Raw genomic sequence first — 14,583 nt, 5'->3', positions numbered from 1 at the left:
GGCTGAAGACGCTTTCGCGAGCAGGCTCGCTCCCACATGGGGGACGGTGTTTTGCCAGGTGAAGAGGTAGGGGAGAGTTAGATGAACAGGATCATCAACATCATTGGTATTTGCTCGCTGGCCATGGCCGGGGCGGTGCTGACGCTGAGTGAGATTGCGCTGGCGCAAACCGCTGGCGATCAGATGCTCAATCGTGACGGAGTGGCGGTGGACTTCAACCTCAAGCCACTGGCCGTCGACGGCAAGCTGCGCGAAGGCGAATTCGCCGATGTGCAGTTCCGCGTCACTGACAGCGCCTCCGGCCAGGCTCTGTCCGGCGTGGCGCCGGGCGCCTGGGTCGATCCGCAGACCCTCGCCGCCGATCAGGCCCAGGGCCGCGACCAGAGCTGCAAAGCCCGGGTCGGCGTGTTCCTCAAATCCAACATCGGCGCGCGGCCGTTACTCGACCTCAACAGCTATTTCCTGCTGGTGATGAACCGTGACGCCAGCATCGCCGTGGTCGATCCGTCGGTCTCGGTCGGCGGCATCACCAGCACCCTCGCACGGATCGAACTCAAACAACCGCCGATGGATTGGGTCACGCCCAAAGACAACAAACGCGTGTTCGTCTCGATGCCGACCGCCGGCGAAGTGGCCGTTATCGACAGCGAGCAATTCAAGGTTCTCGATTCGATCAAGGCCGGCAGCCAACCGGTGCGCGCGGCGCTGCAACCCGATGAACGTCTACTGTGGGTCGGCAACAACGCGAGCAAAGCCGAGGACTCCGGCGTGACGGTGATCGACACGCAAAGCCTAAAAGCCCTCAAACATCTGAATACCGGACGCGGCCACCACGAAATCAGCTTCAGCAAAGACAGCCGCTACGCCTTCGTCAGCAATCGCGACGACGGCACCGTCAGCGTGATCGACATCGCCAGCCTGACCATCGTCCAGCAGATCAAGACCGGCTCCCATCCGTTGTCAGTCGCCTATTCGCCGCTGTCCGGCGCGGTCTACGTGGCCGATGGCAAGGACGGCACCGTGAGCGTGATCGACGCCAGCACCCACGCCATCCGCCGGGTGATCAAACTGCAACAAGGCCTCGGCCCGATGGGCTTCAGCGCCGACGGCCGCTTCGGTGTAGTGCTCAACACCGTGGAAAACCGCGCCACGGTTATCGACGCCTCCACCAACAGCGCGATCCACGACCTCGACGTCAGCGCCGAACCCTACCAAGTGGTGTTTACCCAGGCCTACGCCTATATCCGCGGACTCGCTTCACCAAAAGTCACCATGATCAACCTGTCCTCCCTCGGAGAGGGCCGCCAACCGATCAGTCAAGGCTTCGAGGCCGGCCCGCAAGCGCCGCGCCTGGCCGGGGATTTGCCGCTGGCCTCAAGCCTCGCGGTGTCGCGTGACGACAACGCGGTGTTCGTGGTCAATCCGGTCGACAACACCACCTATTTCTACGCCGAAGGCATGAACGCGCCGATGTCCGGTTACCCCAACCGTGGCCAGATCGCCCGCGCCGCCATGGTTATTGATCGCAGCCTGCGCGAAGTCTCGCCGGGGCTCTACAGCGCCCGGGTGAAACTGCCGGCAGCAGGGCGCTTCGACGTGGCGTTCCTGCTCAACCAGCCGAACATCATTCACTGCTTTACCGCGCAGATTGATCCTGACGGCAAACCGCAAAAACACCTCGGCCAGCCGAAAGTCGAGTTCCTCCTCGACAAGACTGCCGTGGCACTCAACGACCCTTACGTCGTGCGTTTCCGCATCGTCCAAGGCAAAGACAAAACCCAGCGCAGCGGCGTCAAAGACGTGCAACTGCGCTACTACCTCGCGCCCACCTCGCACCCCCGCGAAGTGGCGGCGCTGGAAGTCGCCGATGGCGTATACGAAGCGCCAATCACCCTCGACCGCAGCGGCGCCTGGTATCTGCATGTGCGTGCGGCGTCGCTGGGTGCCGGTTTCGATGACAAGACCTTTGCCAGTGTTCGGGTCGCCCCCGGCCAGGCCCGTTGAAGAGGAGTTTCGACATGAACCGATTTGCATCCGCTGGCCTGTTGACCCTGTGCCTGTTGAGCCTCGGCATCCAACAAGCCCAGGCCCACTCGGCCGACGAACACGCCGGTCACAAAGCCCCGGCCAGCAACACCCAGGAACATGCCCAGGTGAAATTCGCCAATGTGCCGTTGCTCGACCAGAACGGTAAAACCGTACGCCTCGAACAAGACCTGGTGCAGGGCAAAATCGTCGTCATGAGCTTTATCTACACCAGTTGCACCACGGTGTGCCCGGTGGTCTCGTCGATCATGGGCAAGGTGCAGAAGCAGCTCGGCGCGCGGGTCGGCGAAGAAGTGCAGTTGGTCTCAATCAGCATCGACCCGCAGCGCGACGACCCGAAACGCCTGCAGGATTATGCCCGTACCTTCCAGAGCGGGCCGGGCTGGAGCTGGCTGACCGGCTCGCCGCAGTCGATCAATGAAACCCTCAAGGGCCTTGGCAGTTTCAGTGGCGACCTGAAAAGTCATCAACCGCTGATCCTCGTCGGCGACGGCGACAGCCGCCACTGGATGCGCTACTACGGCTTCACTGATCCGGCGCTGCTGGCCAAGGAAGTGGAAAAACTCAGCGGCCTGCGCACCCACGCCAAACACACCGCCATCGCCATGGAGCAACAGCCATGAGACTGCTCGACTGGATCTCCCTGACCGTGTGCTTCTGGATTCTTGGTAACGTCGCGTTCGCTCACGAAGGCCACGTCTCTGAGCCGCCAGCCGCTGTGGCTGCCGCGCCGGCCAAAGGCACTCACGACGCAAAAACCTGGTTCACCGACACGCCGTTGCAGGATCAGAACGGTGAAACCCTGCGCTTCTACAGCGACGCACTGCAAAACCGCATAGTCCTGCTCAACGTGATCTTCACCAGTTGCAACGATGCCTGCCCGCTGATCACCCAAAAGCTCAAGGAGGTCCGCGAGCTGCTGGGCGACAAGGCTCAAGACATCACTTTTATTTCCCTTACCAGTGACCCGCTGCGCGACACGCCGGCGGTGCTCAAGGCTTACACCTTGAAGCAGGGTTCCGATGACCCTCATTGGCTTTTTCTTACCGGCGACAAGGCGCAGATGGACCTGGTATTGAGCCGCATCGGCCAGATCGTGCCGACTCCCGAACAGCATTCCACACAGTTGATCGTCGGCGATGTCGCCAATAAACGCTGGAGCAAAATCCGCCCCGACGCCCCGGCTGCCGCCATTGCCCAGCGCTTGCAGTTGCTGACAATGCCCGTGGCTGGCCGCTGAGTCCGCGCCATGAACCTGAGCGATGTACTCGCCCTGATCCTGCTCGCTGGCGTCAGCCTTGGCGCGAGTGCTGCGCCGCTGACTTCGGAGGAAGCGGCAGGCAAGCGCCTGTACCGCCAGGGTCTGTCGGCCAGCGGCGAAGCGATCATGGCGCGGGTTGGCGCGGCGGATATGTTGCTGCCGGCAACCAGCCTGCCGTGCGCCAATTGCCACGGCGCCGATGGCCTCGGGCGACCGGAAGGCGGGGTGCGTCCGCCGCCCCTGAACTGGGCGCGACTGACCAGCACCTACGGTCAGCAACAGGTCAACGGGCGCAGCTATCCGGCGTACACCGAAAGCAGTCTGGCGACTGTCATCGAGCAGGGCCGCGACCCCGGCCACAATCGCCTCGACCCGAGCATGCCGCGCTTTCTGCTGTCGATGAAGGATCAGCGCAATCTCACCGCGTACCTCAAGCGTCTGGCCGATGAGCGCGACCCGGGCCTCGATGCCGAGACCCTGCACCTGGGCACCTTGCTGCCCAGCCAAGGCCCTTTGGCCGAGGAGGGCGCGACAGTAGCAGCCGTACTCAACGGCAGTGTCGCGCGGATCAATCAGGCCGGTGGCATTCACGGCCGCCAGTTGCGGTTGACGGTGATCGATCCCGGTCCGGATCGCGCCAGTGCCGAGCAGGCATTGCAGCGTTTGATCGAGCAGGAACAAGTGTTTGCCCTGATCGCGCCGCTGGCGCCGGCCCTCGACGGCGAACTCGGGCCGCGTCTGGAACAGGCCGGCATGCCGCTGATCGGGCCGATGTCGATCCTCGGCACCCTGCAGACCAGTCCACAGATTTTCGAACCGTTGCCCGGCCTGCGCGAGCAACTGATCGCCCTGGCCGACTATGCCACGGTGAGTTTGCGCGTGCTGCAAGGGCCGACGCTGATTGCCTATCCCGATGACCCTGCACAAACGCTGGCCGCGCAAAACCTCGGCCAGTACTTGCAGGATCACGGCTGGCAGAACGTCCATCTGCAAGCCTACGACCCAGCAGCGGATGCACTGCCGCTGGGCTCGCGATCAGTGTTTTATCTGGGCAATGGCGGCGGTTTCAGTCGTCTGGCGACGCGCCTGCAAAGCGCCGGGCAAGTGCCGTATCTGTTCGCCGCTTCAAGCCAAGTGGCCGGCGATCTGCTGCAAGTGCCCGACGGCTTCACCCGGCGTGTGTTTCTCGCCTATCCGTTCGTGCCCAGCGACTGGACCCAGACCGGACGCATGGCCCTGACACTGCTGCGCGAAGGCCAGGGCCTTGGCGCCCAGCACGCCGTGCTGCAAGTCGGCGCTTACGCCTCGATGTTGCTGCTCAGCGAAGGCATGAAACAGGCTGGCCGCGACGCCAGCCGCGAAAAACTGGTGACGGCGCTGGAAGGCCTGCACGACTTCGACACCGGCCTGACCCCGCGCCTGAGTTTCGGCCCAGGCCGACGCTTGGGCTTGAGCGGCGCCCACGTGGTCACCGTGGATTTGCCCGATCAGCGTTTCTATCTGGTCGCGCCTTATAAACCGATTGTTGCCAGCCCCTGAATGGAGGGCCCGATCATGAAGCTCACAACGCTGATAATGCTGCTGACCTGTTGGCTGCCGCTGGCGTGGGCCAATAACGAACCGGCCGTGGCGCGAGTCAACGGCGAGGAGATTTCCGGGTTTCGCTTTGAGCGCTTCTTCGCCGAATACCTGGAAGATCAGGGGCGCGCCGTGGCGAGCATTCGTAGCCCCAGGGCCTATAAAGAGCTGCGTCAGGCAGCGCTGCAAACGTTGATCGACAAAGAACTGCTATGGCAGGAGTCGCAAAAACGCGGTGTGCAGATTGACGATCAAGTGGTGCGCGAGCAAATCGAGCAAACCCGCATGGCCATCGGCGGCGCGGATAAATTCGTCCGGCGCTTGCAGGACGCCGGTTTCGATGAGGCATCCTTCACCGAGTACACCCGCCGCGAACTGGCGGCGCAGCAGATGTTCGCCGAACTGATTCGCGCCAATACCTTGCAACCACGCCACCTGCTGATCCGTGTGCCCGCGCAAGCGGATACAGCCACAGTCGCCGCAGCGCGTCTACGCTTGTTGCAAATGCGCGCCTCGATTGTCAGCGGGGCGAGTTTCGCCAGCGAACCGGTGCGTTCACCGTTTGGCTGGCATGTGATTTATTTGCCGAACCACTTGGAGGCCGCCGATGTCCCAGATTTGCAGGGGCTGGACACAGTCAGGGCACAGCTCGCCCGACAGCAACAGACCCAGGCTCGTCGCCAAGTGCTCGCGCAATTACGGGTGCAGAACAGGATCGAACGAATTGACGACGACTGAAGGTTCCCCCCCAATAGTGGGGAATGGCTTCGATGCCCGTTCAGGTGCTTCCCCGTTTCTGGGGAACGGGGTACCGGGACGAGCGGGCATTGTCTTTAAATTCAAGGACATGAAGACGTAAAATTACCGGCACTCAGCCTGGCATGAAGTGTGCGTTACCGATGGTAAGGCGCACTCTCAGGGCGGGGTCATCGGACCTGCTGTTTCAAGGAGTCGACCTTGGTTAACAAAGTACTGGTTGTCGAAGACGAACAGCTGCTTGCACAGAACCTTCAGGATTATCTGTCGGCGCAGGGGCTGGACGTCCGGATTGCACATGACGGAGCGACGGCGATCGGCCTGGCCGAAACCTTTGCCCCCGACGTGCTGGTGTTCGATTACCGCTTGCCCGATATGGAAGGCTTTGAGGTGCTCGACGCGGTCCGCCAGAACAGGACGTGCCATTTTGTGCTGATAACGGGTCACCCGACCGCTGAAGTCTGTGAGCGGGCGCGGCAACTGGGGGTCAGCCACATCCTGTTCAAACCGTTTCCTTTGGCGGAACTGGCCCGAGCTGTCTGCGACCTTCTGGGGTTCAAGCGCGAAGCGAAACCCGGTGCAAACCCTTCCGAGGGTTTCGTCGAACGACGCCAGAGCAGGACCGAGAGCTTCCCGTTGCAGTTGTACGATGGCAGTTGGGTGTTGGCGGATCGGCGACGACAGTTGCACGCCATGGCACCGGACGACGATCAAATGCTCACCGGGGAGTAATGGCGCGAACAGACGTTCCGGCACTTGCCGCCAAGGTTTGCCGCGCCGACAGGGCTCTAAGCCCCGGTTGGAGAGCAAGCTATGGAACGTCTGTCCGTTGTCGTCGAACCGCTGTTGGCCGAAAGCGTCCCCGCGCGCTTTTCCAGTGAACAGCTTGCTCAGGCCCGGGCGCGGGCCGCCACCTCCGGCGAACGCGTGCTTGAAGCCCTTGGCGTACTCTGTGAATTGGCGCCGATGCGGTTCATTCACACCCTCGGCGCTACCCTGCATTACCCGGTGCTCGACACCGACAGCCTGTTTCAAGCGACGCCGGTGTTCGACCGGGTCACCCTCGCACAATGCCTTAAACGTGAATTCATCCTGCTGCGCCACAACGACGAAGTCATTGGCGTGTTCGCCGACCCTTTCGACCCGGCGCGGCTGGCCTGGATCGACGATTGCCTGCATGGCGCGCCGCTGCATCTGGTGCACGCCGATGACCTCAAGGCCTATCTGGCCCGCCACGAAGAAAGCTTCCACGCCGTCGAATCGCTGAACGCCCAGGGCGACACTCACAGCGAAATCGACACCCTGCAAAGCCTGTCGCTGACCAGCATCAGCGAAGACGCCAGCAGCGTGGTGAAACTGGTCAACTCGACCCTCTACGACGCGCTGAAAATGCACGCCAGCGACATTCACCTCGGCACCACCGGCCACGGTCTGGTAATCAAGTACCGTATCGACGGCGTGCTCAACAACATCAGCAAAGTCCAGGGCAACGAGTTCGCCGAGCAGGTGATCTCGCGGGTCAAGGTCATGGCTGAACTGGACATCGGCGAGAAGCGTGTGCCGCAGGACGGACGCTTCAAGATCGGCATCAGTGGCCGTCAGATCGACTTTCGCGTGTCGATCATGCCGAGCATTTTTGGCGAAGACGCGGTGCTGCGTGTACTCGACAAACAGGATCTCGCCGACAAGGTCTGCGGCGTGCAATTGCAGGCGCTGGGCTTTGAAGACGAAACCCTGCGCCAGTTGCGCCGCCTCGCCGCTGAACCCTACGGCATGGTCCTGGTCACCGGCCCGACCGGCAGCGGCAAGACCACCACGCTGTACGCGATGATCACCGAGATCAACCACGGCGTGGACAAGATCATCACCATCGAAGACCCGGTCGAATATCAATTGCCGGGGGTACTGCAAATCCCGGTCAACGAGAAAAAAGGCCTGACCTTCGCCCGAGGCCTGCGCTCGATCCTGCGCCACGACCCGGACAAGATCATGGTCGGCGAGATCCGTGACCCGGACACCGCGCAGATCGCTGTGCAATCGGCGCTCACCGGTCACTTGGTGTTCACCACCATCCACGCCAACAACGTCTTTGACGTGATTGGCCGCTTCACCCAAATGGAAATCGACCCCTATAGCCTGGTCTCGGCGCTCAACGCGATTCTTGCCCAGCGCCTGATCCGTCTGGTCTGCGCCAGTTGCAGCGCGCCGGTCAATCCAAGCGATGAAGAGCTGCGCGCCTCAGGCCTCGATCCACAGAAAGTCGACCATTACCACTTCGTTCATGGCAAGGGCTGCGGCCACTGCCGGGGCAGCGGTTACCGCGGGCGCACGGCGATTGCCGAACTGCTGCACCTCGACGACGAGCTGCGCCAGATGATCGTCGAGCGCCAACCGATCAAACAAATCAAAGCCCTGGCCTGTGCCCGAGGTTTGCGCCTGCTGCGTGAATCGGCGCTGGAACTGGTGGAACAAGGTCGCACCACGCTGGAGGAGATCAATCGTGTCACTTTTATCTCGTGAGCGTTTTGTCGCCGTGCTCGGCGCCAGCGGTGTTGGCCTCGGTCAGCGGCGTGGCAGCGACACCCTGTGGCTGGGCAGCGTCGGTTACATCGACGAAGGCTTCCAGAGCTACGCGGTGGCGCTGGATACCCTCGATCGCCTGCTCGGTGAACACGCTCGCGCCGGTGCCGAATTGAGTGTGGTCATCTCCGGGCACTTCAGCCGCTTCTGCCTGGTGCCGTGGAGCGCGCAGATCAGCAGCCCTGAAGAACTGCGTGGTTTCGCCCAACTGTGTTTCGAAGACCTGTTCGGAGCGCCAAGCCAAGCCTGGAGTCTGGTGCTGTCCGCCGAGCCTGCCGGTTACGACCGCATTGCCAGCGCCTTGCCGCAAGACTTGCTTGAACGTCTGCGCGCGCTGGTCAACGGTCGCGGTTTGCGCCTGCGCTCGGTGCAGCCGTACCTGATGACGGCGTTCAACCGCTTCGACAAAAGCCTCGATGCCGGCGACTTCCTCTTCGTCGTCGCCGAGCCGCAACGCAGCGTGTTGTTGCTGGCGAGGGAAGGGCGCTGGGCCGGTGTGCGCTCAGTGGGCGGCAGCGACAGCGATGGCGCGTTGAATGCCCTGATCGGTCGCGAGCGGCAGCTGCAAGCCTCGACCAGTGAACGCGCCTTCAACGTTTATCTGCATGCCCCGGCGCGCCTCGATGCGCATCCGGACGTGGCGGGGGTGCAACTGCGCACCCTTGAAGACGCCTCGATGAACGTGCGTGACGGCTTGTACGTCATGTCCCGGGCGGTGGCCTGATATGCGCGCCCTGAATCTGGATTTTCAACCGCGTCCCCGTTCCGGCCCGTTGGGTTGGAGCCTGCTTGGCGGCGGTGTGTTGTTGGCGGCGCTGTGCTTCGGCGTGCAACAGCACCTCGACGCGCACACCGAACAGCAACAGGGCCACCTGCAAACCACCCAGCGTCAGCTCAACGGTGACAGCGGCGCCAAGTCAACCCTGAGCCCGGCGCAAATCCGCGAGCAAGCGGCAAACCTCGCCGAAATGCGCAAGGTCTCGCAGCAACTGCGCCGGCCGTGGGAACGCCTGTTCGCCATGCTCGAAGCGATGCCGCGCGATGACGTCGCGCTGCTGACCCTGACCCCGGATGCGCGCAAAGGCCAGGTACGGATCAGCGCCGAAGCACGGGATCTGCAAGCGATGCTCGACTTCCACAAACGGCTGGAAGCCAGCGACGAGCTGTCCGACGTGTCGCTGCTGAGCCATGAAATCGTCGTCAAATCGCCGGAACAACCGGTGCAATTCAACCTGTCGGCGACTTGGGAGATTGGCGATGCGAATCCCTAGACTGATCGTCCACGAATACCTGCAAGGCCTTGGCATTCCGGGCCTCGCCGGACTGGCGCTGCTGCTGGTCGCCGTGGCTTGGGCACTCGGCGGTTTACTGCCGGGCTGGCAATCGTTGCAGCACATCAGCCAACAGACTCAGGAAGCCACCTCGTATCTGGCCAAGGTTGAAGACGGCAGCATCGCGCCGCCGGTGGTGCCGCAGCGTCAGCTCGACGACTTCCGCAACAAACTGCCGACGCAGCCGCAAGCCACCGTCGCCATCGACCGCATCTACGCCCTCGCAGCCCAGGAGCACATCACCTTGGCTCGCGGCGAATACGCCCTCGGCGTCGACCCTAAAACCCATCTGGCGCGCTATCAGATCCTCCTGCCAGTGCGCGGCAGCTACCCGCAACTGCGCCGCTTTCTGCATGCCTTGCTCGGTCAGTTGCCGGCGGTGGTGGTGGAAGACCTCGAGTTGCAACGCAAGAAGATTGGCGACACCGACCTCAATGGCCGGATCCGTATGACCCTTTACCTGTCGAGGTCGTGATGAATACCAAACGCGTGACAGGTTGGTTGGCGTTCTTCGGCGTAGCGGCCGCGCTGGCGTGGTTGCCGGAATATTTCTCGCCGAGCGAAGACGCCGACTCGAACGAAGTGGCTGTCGCTACGCCGGGGAAGACCCGAGGCGCGCTGCCGGCCAGCACCGCCAAGGCTAAAGACGCCCCGATCAAGGACCTGAGCCCGGCCGGCGACCTGTTCGCGGCCAAATCCTGGAAGGCCGCGCCGACTCTGGCCACGGTCACCGAAATGGCCATCAATCCAGCAACAGTGGTGCAAGCCCCGAGCCTGCCACCGGTGCCGTTTCAGTTCGTCGGCAGGCTGCATGACCGCAGCGACCTGCAAGTGTTTTTGCAGAACGGCGAAAAGATCTACGTCGTGCGCAACGGGGATGTGATCGACGACACCTGGAAGATCACCGGCATTTCCGATCTGGAACTGAGTCTGGTCTACCTGCCCTTGCATTTGTCGCAGACCCTGTCTGTGGGGAGTACGCAATGAACCGTTGCCGTTTGCTGATGAGCCTGGGCCTGTGCGCCGGGCTGGCCGCGTGCAGTTCTGCACAAGTGGCGAACAAGGAGGCCGCCGACCTGATTGAACAGGGTCAGTACGAGGCGGGTCTGGCCCGAATCGAAGAAGGCCTGCGCGAAAACCCACGGGACACCGAACTGCATCTGTTGCTCAACAGCGGTCGGGCCAAGGCGATCACGGCGTTGCTGACGACTGGCGACACTGACCGTTCGCGCCGCGACTTTGCTTCGGCACGGGTGGCCTACAACCGCGCGCTGACCATCGAGCCGAACAACCGCCGCGCTCAGGATGCCCTGAAGCAGATGGATTACCTGCGCAGCATGGACGAAAAACTGGAACTGGCCCGTGGCGACCTGCGTCGCGGCGACATCTACGGCGCTGATCGCCAGGTCAAACAGATCCTCGAACTCGACCCGAACAACGAGGGTGCGCTGGAGCTGCAAGGCAACATTCGTCTGGTGCAGAGCCGCAACGTGATTGCCTATCCGCAACTGCGCACCAAGCTAGATCGGCCAGTGACTTTGGAATTTCGCGACGCCAACCTCAAGACCATTTTCGAGGTGCTGTCGCAGGTCGCCGGGCTCAATTTCATTTTCGACAAAGACCTGCGCCCGGACATGAAAGCCACGATCTTCGTGCGTGACGTGCGCATCGAAGATGCGGTGACCCTGCTGCTGCAACAGAACCAGTTGCACCAGAAAGTGGTGAACGAAAACACCTTGCTGATCTACCCGGACTCGCCGCAGAAAGTGAAGGATTACCAGGAATTGGTGATGCGCACCTTCTACTTGACCAGCATCGACGCCAACACCGCGCTGAACATGGTCAAAACCATGCTCAAGACCCGCGACGTGTTCGTTGATGAACGCCTCAACACCCTGACCATGCGCGACACCGAAGACGCCGTGCGCATGGCCGAAAAACTTCTGCAGTCGCAAGACCAGTCCAACCCGGAAGTGGTGCTCGAAGTGGAAGTGATGGAAGTCGCCACCCAGCGCATTCTCGACCTCGGCCTGCAATGGCCGAACACCTTCGGCGTGGTCAACAGCGACGGTTCGGCGGTGACCCTGCTTGATCAACTGAAAGGCATCAACTCCAGCCGGATTTCGATTTCACCGTCACCGCAAGCCAAGATCAACGCCCAGGACAACGACATCAACACCCTGGCCAGCCCGGTGATTCGCGTCAGCAACCGCGAGCAGGCACGGATCCACATCGGTCAGCGCGTGCCGATCATCAGCGCCACGTCGGTGCCGTCGACGCAAGGCCCGGTGATCACTGAAAGCGTCACTTACCTCGACGTCGGTCTGAAGCTCGAAGTGCAACCGACCGTGCACCTGAACAACGAAGTGGCGATCAAGATTGCCCTCGAAGTCAGTAATGCGACGCCGCTGGAGCCGACCCGTCAGGGCACGATCCCGGTGCAGGTCGACACCCGCAACGCACAAACCTCGCTGCGCCTGCATGACGGCGAAACGCAGATCCTCGCCGGCCTGATGCGCAACGACCACGGCGCCACCGGCAACAAGATTCCCGGCCTCGGCGACATTCCCGGGATTGGCCGCTTGTTCGGCAGCAACAAGGACACCGTCGGCAAATCCGAACTGGTGCTGTCGATCACCCCACGGATCGTGCGCAACTTGCCGTACCAGAGCCCGTCGGACATGGAGTTCTCCACCGGCACTGAAACCAGCATGCACATCCAGGCACCGGATCGTTCGCAGAGTTACGTGATGCCATCGCCTGCCGCGCAGCCGCGTGCAGTCGGTGAATCGGCCGTGGCCACCACCCGCGTCACTGTCGAGAAGCCTTGATCATGAACGCCTCCCAACGCGGTTTCAGCCTGATCGAAGTCGTGGTGACGCTGGCCCTGATCGGCCTGTTGGCGAGCATGGCCGCGCCGCTGACCGAGACTTTGGTGCGGCGTGGCAAGGAGCAGGAATTGCGCAACGCGCTGTACCAGATTCGCGATGGCATCGACGCCTACAAGCGTGCCTTCGATGCCGGGTACATCGAGAAGTCGCTGAACAGCAGCGGCTACCCGCCGAACCTGCAAGTACTGGTCGAAGGCGTGCGCGATGTGCGCAGTGCCAAAGGCGCCAAGTTCTACTTTTTACGCCGCATCCCGCGCGATCCGCTGGTGCCGGCCAAACGTGATGACGAAGGGGGTTGGGGCGTGCGCGCCTACAACAGTTCGGCTCAGAACCCGCGCGATGGCGAGGACGTGTTCGACGTCTACTCCCACGCCCGCGGCAAGGGCCTCAACGGCATCGCCTACCGCGAGTGGTGAACCTCATGCGCCGGGAAAAAGGTTTTACCTTGCTGGAGTTGATGGTGGTGATGACGATCATCGCCACGCTGATGACCATCGCGCTGCCGCGCTACTTCAATAGCCTCGAAGCGTCGAAGGAAACCACGTTGCGCCAAAGTCTGTCGGCGATGCGCGAGGCGCTGGATCACTTCTACGGTGACACCGGGCGCTATCCGGATTCCATCGAGCAACTGATCGAACAGCGTTACCTGCGCAACGCGCCACTCGATCCGATCACCGAACGTAAAGATCAGTGGGTGCTGATCGCGCCACCGGATGGCGTTGCCGGTGGCGTGGCCGACATCAAAAGCGGTGCTTCCGGGAGGGCGCGTGATGGCAGCCAATTTTCCGAGTGGTAACCGCGCGCAGCAGGGTGGCTTCACCTATCTCGGCGTGCTGTTCCTGATTGTGGTGATGGGCATGGGCCTGGCCAGTGCCGGTGAGTTGTGGTCGACCGCTTCGCGCCGTGACCGTGAACGCCAGTTGCTCTGGGTCGGCACTCAGTACGCCCAGGCGTTGCGCAGCTACTACCGCAGTTCACCGGGGTTGGCGCAGTACCCGAAAGAACTGGCGGATCTGCTTGAAGATCAGCGCTTTCCCGAGGCCAAGCATCACCTGCGTCAGCTCTATCCGGACCCGATCGGCCAAGGTGAATGGGCGCTGCAACGCGGTTTCGATGGACGCATTACCGGTCTCAACAGCCCTTCGGCCGAGCTGCCTTTGAAGCAATCGGGCTTCCCGACGCAGTGGTCGGATTTCGACGGCATGCAGCGTTATTCGGACTGGCAGTTCGTCGCCGAAAAAGCCTTCCTCGACGGCACCAATGGCCCGGCCAAAGGCCAGTCGAATCTGCCACAGGCGTTGCAGCCATGACTCGCCAATGGTGGTGCGCGTTGGTCCTCACCGTGGTGGCGGGCTGCGCCCAGGCCGGTGAAGAAGACGAAATGATGGGTTTCATCGTCGATGACACGATCTCGCACATCGGACACGACTTTTACTACTCGTTCAGTGAACGCCTGCGCGACACCAGCCGGATGGATTTCAACCTGGTGGTGCGCGAGCGGCCCGACGCGCGCTGGGGCAGCCTGGTGACCGTGGAATATCAGCAACGCCTGGTTTATCGGCGCTTCCTGCCGCCGAACACCGTGGAACTGAAGGACGAGGCCTACGCGGCCGCCGACTGGGTTCGACGCCAGGTTGTCCAGCGCAAGCTGGAGGCTCTGTTGCAGGACACCACCGACCTTGAGAAGGACGAACTATGAACAGCACAACGTTCTCACGGCGCAGCGGATTCTGGATCTCGGGGTTGTTGATCGGGCTCGCCAGCGCCGCGGCTGTCCAGGCCACTGAACTGGTCTACACGCCGGTCAACCCGTCGTTCGGCGGCAACCCGCTCAACGGCACCTGGTTACTCAATAACGCGCAGGCGCAAAACGATCACGACGATCCGGACCTGAAAAGCCGTTCGAGCGTGGCCGGCACCTCGGCGCTGGAGCGCTTCACCAGTCAATTGCAATCGCGGCTGCTAGGGCAGTTGCTGGACAACATCTCCACTGGCAATACGGGGAGCCTGTCCACCGACTCTTTTATCGTCAACGTCATCGACGACTCTGGGGCACTGAGTATTGAAGTGACCGATCGAGCGACCGGTGAGGTTTCGGAAATTCAGGTGAACGGCCTCAACCCGTGACGGGCTGACGGTT

At 62.1% G+C, this 14,583-nt stretch carries 17 protein-coding genes; all 17 read left to right on the top strand.

The annotated features are described in order from the left end of the window. Positions 1-81: 81 nt before the first annotated feature. The 17 genes from ACOYXE_RS12125 (at position 82) to ACOYXE_RS12045 (ending at position 14,570) form a co-directional block, all read left to right on the top strand. Positions 82-2,004: a YncE family protein gene (locus ACOYXE_RS12125; RefSeq protein ID WP_460929400.1), complete on the top strand. Its 1,923-nt coding sequence runs from the start codon at positions 82-84 to the stop codon at positions 2,002-2,004. A gap of 14 nt (positions 2,005-2,018) precedes the next feature. Continuing rightward, positions 2,019-2,669, top strand: coding sequence for an SCO family protein (locus ACOYXE_RS12120; protein ID WP_460929398.1), 651 nt, complete (start codon positions 2,019-2,021; stop codon positions 2,667-2,669). Further along, on the top strand, positions 2,666-3,286 hold the full coding sequence (locus tag ACOYXE_RS12115) for an SCO family protein (protein WP_007919362.1): 621 nt from the start codon (positions 2,666-2,668) through the stop codon (positions 3,284-3,286). Before ACOYXE_RS12120 ends, ACOYXE_RS12115 begins: the two co-directional genes overlap by 4 nt. 9 nt (positions 3,287-3,295) lie before the next feature. Then, positions 3,296-4,846, top strand: a complete 1,551-nt coding sequence (locus ACOYXE_RS12110) for a cytochrome c/ABC transporter substrate-binding protein (RefSeq protein WP_405121941.1) — start codon at positions 3,296-3,298, stop codon at positions 4,844-4,846. A gap of 15 nt (positions 4,847-4,861) precedes the next feature. Next, positions 4,862-5,623 carry a peptidylprolyl isomerase gene (locus ACOYXE_RS12105; RefSeq protein WP_405121940.1) on the top strand — a complete coding sequence of 254 codons (762 nt, stop codon included), beginning with the start codon at positions 4,862-4,864 and terminating at the stop codon, positions 5,621-5,623. A gap of 219 nt (positions 5,624-5,842) precedes the next feature. Then, a complete protein-coding gene (locus ACOYXE_RS12100) occupies positions 5,843-6,373 on the top strand; it encodes a response regulator (RefSeq protein WP_405121939.1) in 531 nt (176 codons plus the stop codon). 81 nt (positions 6,374-6,454) lie between these two features. After that, positions 6,455-8,161: a GspE/PulE family protein gene (locus ACOYXE_RS12095; protein ID WP_460929395.1), complete on the top strand. Its 1,707-nt coding sequence runs from the start codon at positions 6,455-6,457 to the stop codon at positions 8,159-8,161. Beyond that, on the top strand, positions 8,142-8,945 hold the full coding sequence (locus ACOYXE_RS12090; RefSeq protein ID WP_160057224.1) for a hypothetical protein: 804 nt from the start codon (positions 8,142-8,144) through the stop codon (positions 8,943-8,945). The genes ACOYXE_RS12095 and ACOYXE_RS12090 overlap by 20 nt, the downstream gene beginning before the upstream one ends. A gap of 1 nt (position 8,946) precedes the next feature. After that, positions 8,947-9,492 (top strand): PilN domain-containing protein, encoded by a 546-nt coding sequence (locus tag ACOYXE_RS12085; protein ID WP_160057225.1) that lies wholly within the window; start codon positions 8,947-8,949, stop codon positions 9,490-9,492. Further along, the gene (locus tag ACOYXE_RS12080; protein ID WP_160057226.1) at positions 9,479-10,027 is read left to right on the top strand and encodes a GspMb/PilO family protein; all 549 of its coding nucleotides are present in this window, start codon (positions 9,479-9,481) and stop codon (positions 10,025-10,027) included. Before ACOYXE_RS12085 ends, ACOYXE_RS12080 begins: the two co-directional genes overlap by 14 nt. Next, the gene (locus ACOYXE_RS12075) at positions 10,027-10,539 is read left to right on the top strand and encodes a hypothetical protein (protein WP_095047573.1); all 513 of its coding nucleotides are present in this window, start codon (positions 10,027-10,029) and stop codon (positions 10,537-10,539) included. The genes ACOYXE_RS12080 and ACOYXE_RS12075 overlap by 1 nt, the downstream gene beginning before the upstream one ends. Beyond that, positions 10,536-12,383 (top strand): secretin N-terminal domain-containing protein, encoded by a 1,848-nt coding sequence (locus ACOYXE_RS12070; RefSeq protein WP_160057227.1) that lies wholly within the window; start codon positions 10,536-10,538, stop codon positions 12,381-12,383. The genes ACOYXE_RS12075 and ACOYXE_RS12070 overlap by 4 nt, the downstream gene beginning before the upstream one ends. A 2-nt stretch (positions 12,384-12,385) precedes the next feature. Then, complete coding sequence (locus ACOYXE_RS12065) at positions 12,386-12,859, top strand: type II secretion system protein (protein ID WP_038364886.1); 474 nt, start codon at positions 12,386-12,388, stop codon at positions 12,857-12,859. A 5-nt stretch (positions 12,860-12,864) separates the two neighbouring features. After that, positions 12,865-13,239 (top strand): type II secretion system protein, encoded by a 375-nt coding sequence (locus ACOYXE_RS12060; RefSeq protein WP_160057228.1) that lies wholly within the window; start codon positions 12,865-12,867, stop codon positions 13,237-13,239. After that, positions 13,214-13,753, top strand: coding sequence for a type II secretion system protein (locus tag ACOYXE_RS12055; RefSeq protein WP_160057229.1), 540 nt, complete (start codon positions 13,214-13,216; stop codon positions 13,751-13,753). The genes ACOYXE_RS12060 and ACOYXE_RS12055 overlap by 26 nt, the downstream gene beginning before the upstream one ends. Next, positions 13,750-14,142 carry a curli production assembly/transport protein CsgE gene (csgE, locus tag ACOYXE_RS12050; RefSeq protein ID WP_127926659.1) on the top strand — a complete coding sequence of 131 codons (393 nt, stop codon included), beginning with the start codon at positions 13,750-13,752 and terminating at the stop codon, positions 14,140-14,142. Before ACOYXE_RS12055 ends, csgE begins: the two co-directional genes overlap by 4 nt. Next, positions 14,139-14,570, top strand: a complete 432-nt coding sequence (locus ACOYXE_RS12045) for a curli assembly protein CsgF (protein ID WP_016987875.1) — start codon at positions 14,139-14,141, stop codon at positions 14,568-14,570. The genes csgE and ACOYXE_RS12045 overlap by 4 nt, the downstream gene beginning before the upstream one ends. Positions 14,571-14,583 lie beyond the last annotated feature (13 nt).

It is taken from the genome of Pseudomonas sp. MC6 (assembly GCF_054790575.1).
This window is presented reverse-complemented; position numbering and strand designations above follow the sequence as displayed.

Excerpts from the sequence above, each read along its gene's own strand:
- ACOYXE_RS12095 (WP_460929395.1), top strand. The coding sequence starts at position 6,455 with ATGGAACGTCTGTCCGTTGTCGTCGAACCGCTGTTGGCCGAAAGCGTC.
- ACOYXE_RS12120 (WP_460929398.1), top strand. The coding sequence starts at position 2,019 with ATGAACCGATTTGCATCCGCTGGCCTGTTGACCCTGTGCCTGTTGAGC.
- ACOYXE_RS12125 (WP_460929400.1), top strand. The coding sequence starts at position 82 with ATGAACAGGATCATCAACATCATTGGTATTTGCTCGCTGGCCATGGCC.
- ACOYXE_RS12115 (WP_007919362.1), top strand. The coding sequence starts at position 2,666 with ATGAGACTGCTCGACTGGATCTCCCTGACCGTGTGCTTCTGGATTCTT.
- ACOYXE_RS12060 (WP_160057228.1), top strand. The coding sequence starts at position 12,865 with ATGCGCCGGGAAAAAGGTTTTACCTTGCTGGAGTTGATGGTGGTGATG.
- ACOYXE_RS12065 (WP_038364886.1), top strand. The coding sequence starts at position 12,386 with ATGAACGCCTCCCAACGCGGTTTCAGCCTGATCGAAGTCGTGGTGACG.
- ACOYXE_RS12080 (WP_160057226.1), top strand. The coding sequence starts at position 9,479 with ATGCGAATCCCTAGACTGATCGTCCACGAATACCTGCAAGGCCTTGGC.
- ACOYXE_RS12110 (WP_405121941.1), top strand. The coding sequence starts at position 3,296 with ATGAACCTGAGCGATGTACTCGCCCTGATCCTGCTCGCTGGCGTCAGC.
- ACOYXE_RS12105 (WP_405121940.1), top strand. The coding sequence starts at position 4,862 with ATGAAGCTCACAACGCTGATAATGCTGCTGACCTGTTGGCTGCCGCTG.
- ACOYXE_RS12075 (WP_095047573.1), top strand. The coding sequence starts at position 10,027 with ATGAATACCAAACGCGTGACAGGTTGGTTGGCGTTCTTCGGCGTAGCG.
- ACOYXE_RS12070 (WP_160057227.1), top strand. The coding sequence starts at position 10,536 with ATGAACCGTTGCCGTTTGCTGATGAGCCTGGGCCTGTGCGCCGGGCTG.
- csgE (WP_127926659.1), top strand. The coding sequence starts at position 13,750 with ATGACTCGCCAATGGTGGTGCGCGTTGGTCCTCACCGTGGTGGCGGGC.
- ACOYXE_RS12045 (WP_016987875.1), top strand. The coding sequence starts at position 14,139 with ATGAACAGCACAACGTTCTCACGGCGCAGCGGATTCTGGATCTCGGGG.
- ACOYXE_RS12085 (WP_160057225.1), top strand. The coding sequence starts at position 8,947 with ATGCGCGCCCTGAATCTGGATTTTCAACCGCGTCCCCGTTCCGGCCCG.
- ACOYXE_RS12055 (WP_160057229.1), top strand. The coding sequence starts at position 13,214 with ATGGCAGCCAATTTTCCGAGTGGTAACCGCGCGCAGCAGGGTGGCTTC.